The organism is Nonomuraea deserti, from assembly GCF_004348685.1.
GTDB lineage: Bacteria > Actinomycetota > Actinomycetes > Streptosporangiales > Streptosporangiaceae > Nonomuraea > Nonomuraea deserti.
Map to the genome: position 1 here is coordinate 1 of NZ_SMKO01000335.1, position 5004 is coordinate 5004.

A 5004-nucleotide genomic window follows, 5' to 3' on the forward strand; every position below is an offset into this window, starting at 1 on the left:
ACGGGGGCGGGGGTGGGAGCGGGGCGGCCGACGGTGGGCATGCCGAGCAGCACCCCCGGGCCCGTGGAAGGACCGGCCTGGCGGGACTCCCAGGCGTCGCCCGCCCGCGTCCGCCTGACCTCGTGTACGGGCCCGTCCGCCACCAGGTGGTGCGGGGCCGCGTACGTCACCTCGACCGTCACCATGTCACCCGGCCGGGGAGCTTCCGAGCCCGCGGCGAAGTGCACGAGCCGGTTGTCGGGTGCGCGGCCGGACAGCCGGCGGGTGGCGTCGTCCTTGCGCCCCTCGCCCTCGGCGACCAGCACCTCGAGCGTCCGCCCCACCTGCTTCTTGTTCTCCTCCCACGAGATCTCCTCCTGGAGGGCCACCAGCCGCTCGTAGCGCTCCTGGACGACCTCCTTGGGGATCTGGTCGTCCATGGTGGCCGCCGGCGTGCCGGGACGGATGGAGTATTGGAAGGTGAAGGCGTTGGCGAAGCGGCTCTGCCTCACGACGTCGAGCGTGGCCTGGAAGTCTTCCTCGGTCTCGCCGGGGAAGCCGACGATGATGTCGGTCGAGATGGCCGCGTCCGGCATGGCGGCGCGCACGCGTTCGATGATGCCGAGGTAGCGCTCGGCGCGGTAGGAGCGGCGCATCGCGCGCAGCACCCGGTCGGAGCCCGACTGCAGCGGCATGTGCAACTGGTGCATGACGTTGGGCGTCTCGGCCATGGCGGCGATCACGTCGTCGGTGAACGCGGCGGGGTGGGGCGAGGTGAAGCGGACCCGCTCCAGGCCCTCGATGGAGCCGCACGAGCGCAGCAGCTTGCCGAAGGCCAGCCGGTCGCCGAACTCCACGCCGTAGGTGTTGACGTTCTGGCCCAGCAGCGTGACCTCGAGGACGCCCTGCTGCACCAGCGTCTGGACCTCGGCCAGGACCTCGCCCGGCCGGCGGTCCTTCTCCTTGCCGCGCAGGGACGGGACGATGCAGAACGTGCAGGTGTTGTTGCAGCCGACCGAGACGGCGACCCAGGCGGCGTAGGCGGACTCGCGCTTGGTGGGCAGCGTCGAGGGGAAGACCTCGAGCGACTCCTTCAGCTCGACCTGCGCCTCGCCCTCGATGCGGGCGCGCTCCAGCAGCACGGGCAGCGAGCCGATGTTGTGGGTGCCGAAGACCACGTCGACCCATGGCGCCTTGCGGACGATCTCGCCCTGGTCCTTCTGGGCGAGGCAGCCGCCCACGGCGATCTGCATGCGCGGGTTGCTCACCTTGGCGGGCCGCAGGTGGCCGAGGTTGCCGTAAAGGCGGTTGTCGGCGTTTTCCCGCACGGCACACGTGTTGAACACGACCACGTCGGCGGTCTCGCCGTCGGGGGCGGGCACGTAGCCGGCATCCTCCAGCAGGCCGGAGAGCCGTTCGGAGTCGTGGACGTTCATCTGGCACCCATATGTGCGCACTTCGTAGGTGCGGGCGCTCTCCTGGGTCACAGTCATGGCGCTTTCCAGCGTAGTCGTTGTCAGGCTTGAGACGGCCCGTACCGATCTAAAAGACCAGCTTGACGGCACGCTGTGATCGGATCGGTACCACCCGGTTAGTGACCAGCGTCTTAATGCCCTCTACCGTTTTGGTCCATGACGGAGAACGGCGACGGCGCTCCACTGGTTCGGTTGGAGAACGTCAACAAGCACTTCGGGACGCTGCATGTCCTGAAGAACATCAACTTGACCGTCTCTCGTGGCGAGGTTCTGGTCGTCATCGGCCCGTCGGGCGGCGGGAAGTCCACGCTCTGCCGCGCGATCAACCGGCTGGAGACGATCAGTGACGGGCAGATCATATTCGACGGCCAGGTGCTGCCCGAGGAGGGCAAGGCGCTGGCGAGGCTGCGTTCCGACGTCGGCATGGTCTTCCAGTCGTTCAATCTGTTCGCTCACAAGACCATCCGGGAGAACGTCACGCTCGGCCCGATCAAGGTGCGCGGCATCGCGCGCGACACGGCCAACAAGCGTGCGATGGAGCTTCTCGACCGGGTAGGCATCGCAGCACAGGCGGACAAATATCCAGCCCAGCTGTCGGGTGGCCAGCAGCAGCGGGTCGCCATCGCCAGGGCGCTGGCCATGGACCCGAAGATGATCCTGTTCGACGAGCCGACCTCGGCACTGGACCCCGAGATGGTGCAGGAAGTGCTCGATGTCATGGTCGGGCTGGCCCGCGACGGGATGACCATGGTGGTCGTCACGCACGAGATGGGTTTCGCCCGCCGCGCCGCCAACCGCGTGGTGTTCATGGCAGACGGGCAGATCGTCGAGGAGAACACCCCCGACGAGTTCTTCACCAACGCGCAGACCGACCGGGCGCGCGACTTCCTTTCGAAGATCCTCACGCACTGAGATTGAGGCAGGTACACATGCATATGCGTCGAACGGGAGCGGTGCTCTCGGTGGCGGCTCTGGCCGCCGGCCTGACGGCTTGTGGTGGCGGCGAGCAGACGTACGCCACCGTGCTGGAGAAGGTCCAGGGCGCCAACACGATCGTGGTCGGCACCAAGTGGGACCAGCCGAGCCTGGGCCTGAAGATGGGCGCCGAGCCCGAGGGTTTCGACGTTGACGTGGCCAAGGCCCTGGTGAAGGAGCTGGCCGGCGGCAAGGAGGTCGAGATCGAATGGAAGGAGTCGGCCTCGTCCAACCGTGAGCCGTTCCTCCAGAACGGCACGGTCGACATGGTCGTCGCCACCTATTCCATCACCGAGGAGCGCAAGGGCAAGGTCACCTTCGGCGGCCCCTACGTGATCGCCCATCAGGACGTCATGGTCCGCAAGGACGACACCTCGATCAACAGCCCGCAGGACCTCAAGGGCAAGAAGATCTGCAAGGCCGCCGGCTCCAACTCCTACAAGCGCATCACCGAGGGGCCACCGGACGGCGAGCTCAACATCGACGCCACGACCGTCGACGCGGCCAACTACTCGGAGTGCGTGCAGAAGCTGACCGGCAGCAACCTCGACGCCGTCACGACCGACGACCTGATCCTGGCGGGCTTCGCCAAGCAGGCAGGCGGCAACTTCAAGGTGCTGGGCCAGGGCTTCACCGACGAGAAGTACGGCGTCGGCCTGAAGAAGGGCGACACGAAGACATGCGAGGCCGTCAACACCGCGGTGAAGAAGTTGTGGGACAACGGCACCATGAAGCAGCTGCTGGACAAGTGGTTCGGCGGCATCCAGGGCCTGAAGGTGTCCGAGGCCGCGCCGCCGGCCGAGGGCTGCAGCTGATCACGTCGGCGACGGCGGCCGGCCCCCCGGCCGCCTGTCGCCCTTGCGGTGGAGCACGATGGACGAACTAATCACATACGCCCCCGACCTCGGGCTCGGGTTCCTGGAGAACGTCAAGCTCGCGCTCGTGGCCATGGTCGCCTCCCTGATCATCGGTACGATCCTGGTGGCGATGCGGGTCTCCCCCACGCCGGTCCTGCGCGCGGCGGGCACGATCTACGTCAACGTTGTCCGGAACACCCCCCTGACACTGGTGCTGGCGTTCTCCGCGCTGGGCCTGAGCGACCAGCTCGGCCTGGTCTTCTCCGACGAGCCGCGGTCCAACTCGTTCTGGCTCGTCGCGATGGGCCTGTCGCTCTACACGGCGGCCTTCGTGTGCGAGGCGCTGCGCTCGGGCGTCAACACGGTGCCGATGGGGCAGGCCGAGGCGGCCAGGGCGATCGGCCTGACGTTCAGCCAGTCCCTGACGATGATCATCCTGCCGCAGGCGTTCCGCGCCGTGGTCGCCCCGCTGGGCAGCGTGATCATCGCCATGATCAAGAACACCACGGTCGCCACCGCCGGCGGGTTCCTCGCCGATGCGGCCGCCGTGATGAAAGAGACGTTCGACCAGACCGGCGCGTCGATTCCCATCTTTCTCGGCATCGTCGTCGCCTTCATGGTGCTGACCATGCCGATCGGGTTCTTCACCGGCTGGTTGTCGCGGCGCCTGGCGGTGGTCCGATGAGCACTTCTGTCCTGTTCGACGCTCCCGGGCCGCGCGGGCGGGTGCGTAACCACCTGCTCACGCTGGTCAGCGTCGTCGCCGTCGCGGCGGTCGTCTACGGCATCTACAAAGGCTTCGACGCCAAGGGCCAGTGGGAAGGCAAGATCTGGCAGCCGTTCCTGCAGTGGGAGACGTGGGAGTTCTACATCATCCCGGGTCTGATCGGCACCTTGCGGGCGGCGGCGGTGGCCGCGGTGCTCGCGCTCGCCTTCGGCGCGATCTTCGGCCTGGCCCGGCTGTCGGACCATACCTGGATCAGGGTCCCGGCCGGCGTGGTGGTGGAGGTCTTCAGGGCCATCCCCCTGCTGCTGCTGATCTTCTTCATCTTCTACCTGGCCCCGGTGCTGATGGGCGGCGGCGACTACGCGTTCATGGCGGTGGTCGTCGGCCTGATGCTCTACAACGGCTCGGTGCTCGCCGAGGTCGTCAGGGCCGGCGTGCAGGCCGTGCCCAAGGGGCAGTCGGAGGCCGCCTACGCGGTGGGCATGCGGAAGAACCAGGTGATGCGGCTGGTGCTGCTGCCGCAGGCCGTCACGGCGATGATGCCGGCGATCGTCAGCCAGCTCGTGGTGCTGCTGAAGGACACCGCGCTCGGCTACATCATCGCCTACGTCGACCTGCTCAACACCGGGTTCAAGATCCTTCCTGCCCGGTTCTTCGGCTCGTTGATCCCGGCGGCGATCGTCATCGGCATCATCTACGTCGCGCTCAACATGGCCCTGAGCTACCTGGCCACCTGGCTGGAGGGGCGGAGCAGGCGCAGCCGCAAGACCGCGGCCAAGCCGGTCACGCCGGCCGTCGCGGGCATGGGCGAAGGCGCCGCCTGACGGTGTACGGGCGGCGAACGCGGCCGCCCGTACACCCCTGAATCCCCAAGAAAGTCCCACTTCTCCGTTGGAGGCGTTGAAAGACCGGCCTGCGCGCGTTATTCAGCCGACAAGCTCCTCCTTACAGGAGATGATCGGGGTGACCATGCGTGGGGCGGCGCTCGCAG

5 protein-coding genes are annotated in these 5004 nt (G+C 67.5%); 4 read left to right on the forward strand and 1 reads right to left on the reverse strand.

Annotated elements, in window-relative coordinates; translation table 11 throughout:
* The coding region (miaB, locus tag E1292_RS49350) for a tRNA (N6-isopentenyl adenosine(37)-C2)-methylthiotransferase MiaB (protein WP_220447453.1) at positions 1–1472 on the reverse strand (1472 nt) is incomplete at its 3' end.
* A gap of 138 nt (positions 1473–1610) precedes the next feature.
* Between miaB and E1292_RS49355 the strand changes: the two genes are divergently transcribed.
* Genes E1292_RS49355 through E1292_RS49370 form a run of 4 tightly spaced genes read left to right on the forward strand, consistent with a single transcriptional unit; the run spans position 1611 to position 4837 of the window.
* Positions 1611–2366 (forward strand): amino acid ABC transporter ATP-binding protein, encoded by a 756-nt coding sequence (locus E1292_RS49355; protein WP_132606714.1) that lies wholly within the window; start codon positions 1611–1613, stop codon positions 2364–2366.
* A gap of 17 nt (positions 2367–2383) precedes the next feature.
* Positions 2384–3244 (forward strand): glutamate ABC transporter substrate-binding protein, encoded by an 861-nt coding sequence (locus E1292_RS49360; protein ID WP_132606715.1) that lies wholly within the window; start codon positions 2384–2386, stop codon positions 3242–3244.
* A gap of 58 nt (positions 3245–3302) precedes the next feature.
* A complete protein-coding gene (locus E1292_RS49365; RefSeq protein ID WP_132606716.1) occupies positions 3303–3971 on the forward strand; it encodes an amino acid ABC transporter permease in 669 nt (222 codons plus the stop codon).
* Positions 3968–4837 (forward strand): amino acid ABC transporter permease, encoded by an 870-nt coding sequence (locus E1292_RS49370; RefSeq protein WP_132606717.1) that lies wholly within the window; start codon positions 3968–3970, stop codon positions 4835–4837. The genes E1292_RS49365 and E1292_RS49370 overlap by 4 nt, the downstream gene beginning before the upstream one ends.
* Positions 4838–5004: the final 167 nt, after the last annotated feature.